Genomic DNA, 2,707 nt, shown 5'->3' with positions numbered 1-2,707 from the left:
AACTCAATTAAGAGCGAAAATGTTGCTTCTGTATCAAAAGAAGTAAAAGAAAATGAAAAGAATAAAAAGATGGTAGTTGATTTCTATAATGAAGTTTTTAACAAACATAATATCGATATTATCCCTAAATATGTAGGTGAAGAGTATAAGCAACATAATCCTTTTGTTGCTGATGGACGAAAAGCCTTCATGGATTTCTTTAAGGAGGATTTTGTTAAAAATCCTAATTCCTCTGCAGAGATTAAACGTGTAGTAGCTGAAGGGGATACGGTTGCTCTTCATGTACATTCTCGTACTAATTCTCAAGATAAGGGAGTTGCTATAGTGGATATATTTCGTATCAAGGATGGAAAGATTGTCGAACACTGGGATGTAATTCAAGAGATTCCAAGTGAAGCAGCTAATGATAATACGATGTTTTAGATAGAAGATATATTTAATAATTGTTTAATTGATAGTGCTGTATAGAATTTAGAAATTTAGATAATTAGTTATCAAATTTGGAAATCATTTAAAAATAGCATATTAAATGATGGCACAAATTAATACGAAATAGCTCTTTAATAAAAAATCCTACTCAGTAAAAAATGAGTAGGATTTTTTATTAAAGAATAGTGCTAATTTTGTGGTTCGGCACCATCTAAATTTGGAAACCATGAAAGTATAGGTACTCTATATCCACGTAAAGTAAAATTGTAATTTTTTCCTTCTTTTATGTTTGCTTGCAGATCCACTGAATTAAACTTCATCATAAGAAGGCTATCCTCATTAGAAATAACTTTTTCGGTTCCATTTTTTTGCTCAACCTAGTACAATCTCACCAATTTAAAAAGACCACCATTACTGGCAGTCTTTCTGTGGTATCGAGTGTAGAGATGGTTAGCTACTTATCTGTTTAGGCATAATCTAGGATCTTTAGAATTCTTAATTTGAACAATCTATTTTTATATTATTTAAATAGTAATCTTTTATAGACTCACTCATTTTAGTTAACCTTTGTTCAAATATAAATGAAGTCGCAATTGTAACTAGATGCACAATTAATCAAAATAGAAAAAAGTACCTATAAGAGTAGGTACTTTTTTCTTTGTTATATATAAATTATACATTAATTTATATTTGGAACACTTTAAAAAGAAAAGATGATGATGGATTTTATTAATAGATGCGTATAACTATATGTATATATTTAATGCATATATTATTTTTAGATAAATATATATATCTTTCAGTAAGAATGCAATATTCTTCGCTATTTACTTATATTTATAATTTAACTAATTCATTATAATATCAATGTTGATTTAAAGTTTTTTGTACAAAATGAACAGATGGGATTTTTTTAGGGATGCAAATACAATGAATCATTCTGTTTTCTTAATTGACTAAATTTTTAAAATTTAAATCTTCAAATGTTAATACTTGTTATATAATTGACTTATTAAGGCATTGCCCCTAAAAGTTAATATGCCTAATGAGATTGTTTACGTTTTCCTTATGGGGTAGCACCAACATTTCATAGATTCTGTACGCTAAGGCTATAATCTTTATAATTCCTGAGCGTATGAAATTCGCGCTTTGTTGTTGGGACCGCTATGAGTACTGTTAAATATAATATTCAAGGAGTGATATAATGAATACTAATCTTAAATTATCAAACAGACCAGAACACACTGTTCAAAAATTATTTGAACAGCAAGTAATTCAGAATCCAGATTCTGTTGCGTTGGTATATAAAGATCAACAGTTAACTTATAAGGAATTAAATGAAAAAGTAAATCAATTAGCTTTTTATCTACAAAAACGAAACATAGGCCCTGAAAGTATGGTAGGGGTTTATATAGAACGTTCTTTAGAGATGATTGTAAGTATATTAGGAATAATAAAAGCTGGTGGCGCATATGTCCCACTAGATCCCGCATATCCAACAAAGAGGCTTAAATATATCTTGAAAGATGCCAACATACAAGTATTGCTAACCCAAAACCATCCAACACAGTGGATACCTAAAGAAATAGACTGTATTAATATAAAAGAACATGAAATGAATATTTCGAGAGAAAAAAATATAAATCCTACAATTGAAGTTAAACCAGATAATTTGGCATATGTAATCTATACATCTGGATCTACAGGAAAACCCAAAGGGGTATTAATTGAACAAAAAAGCTTATGTAACTTTATTATTTCTAGTATTAATTTAACAAAAATGAATTCAGACAGTAGAAATATTCAATTTGCCTCATTATCATTTGATGCTTCAGTATTTGAGATATTTACTAGCCTAGTTTCAGGTGGAACTTTATATGTATGTAGTCAACACGATATTATGCCAGTTGAACCACTTACTCAGTTCTTGCAAAAAAATAAAATTACACATGCACTTTTACCCCCTACGGTACTTAATTTGTTAGATGAATCTGTATTTAAAGATTTACAGGTTGTTATTTCTGCGGGATCAGCCTGTAGTGAACAAGTGGCAAAACGATGGATGCAAAATCACCTTTTTATTAATGCGTATGGTCCAACAGAAACTACAGTTTATACCGTTGCGGGAATATACAAAGGAGATGGAGCACCTCCTATTGGTCGGTCCATTCCCAATGTAGAGGTATATGTATTAAATGAAGCTAAAAAACTTGTCCCTATTGGGACAGTAGGTGAACTTTATATAGGAGGTATCGCATTAGCACGAGGATATTTGAAT

The 2,707-nt window shown here is 30.0% G+C and carries 2 protein-coding genes; both read left to right on the top strand.

The window, feature by feature from the left end:
• On the top strand, window positions 1-423 hold a 423-nt coding region (locus MR167_RS31165), incomplete at its 5' end, for a nuclear transport factor 2 family protein (protein ID WP_242316213.1).
• Between the two features lie 1,210 nt (window positions 424-1,633).
• Window positions 1,634-2,707 (top strand): amino acid adenylation domain-containing protein (locus MR167_RS31160; RefSeq protein WP_242316212.1); only part of this gene is annotated, 1,074 nt, incomplete at its 3' end.

Origin of the sequence: Bacillus cereus group sp. BfR-BA-01355, assembly GCF_022663675.1 — a bacterium.
Lineage (GTDB): Bacteria > Bacillota > Bacilli > Bacillales > Bacillaceae_G > Bacillus_A > Bacillus_A thuringiensis_S.
This window is presented reverse-complemented; position numbering and strand designations above follow the sequence as displayed.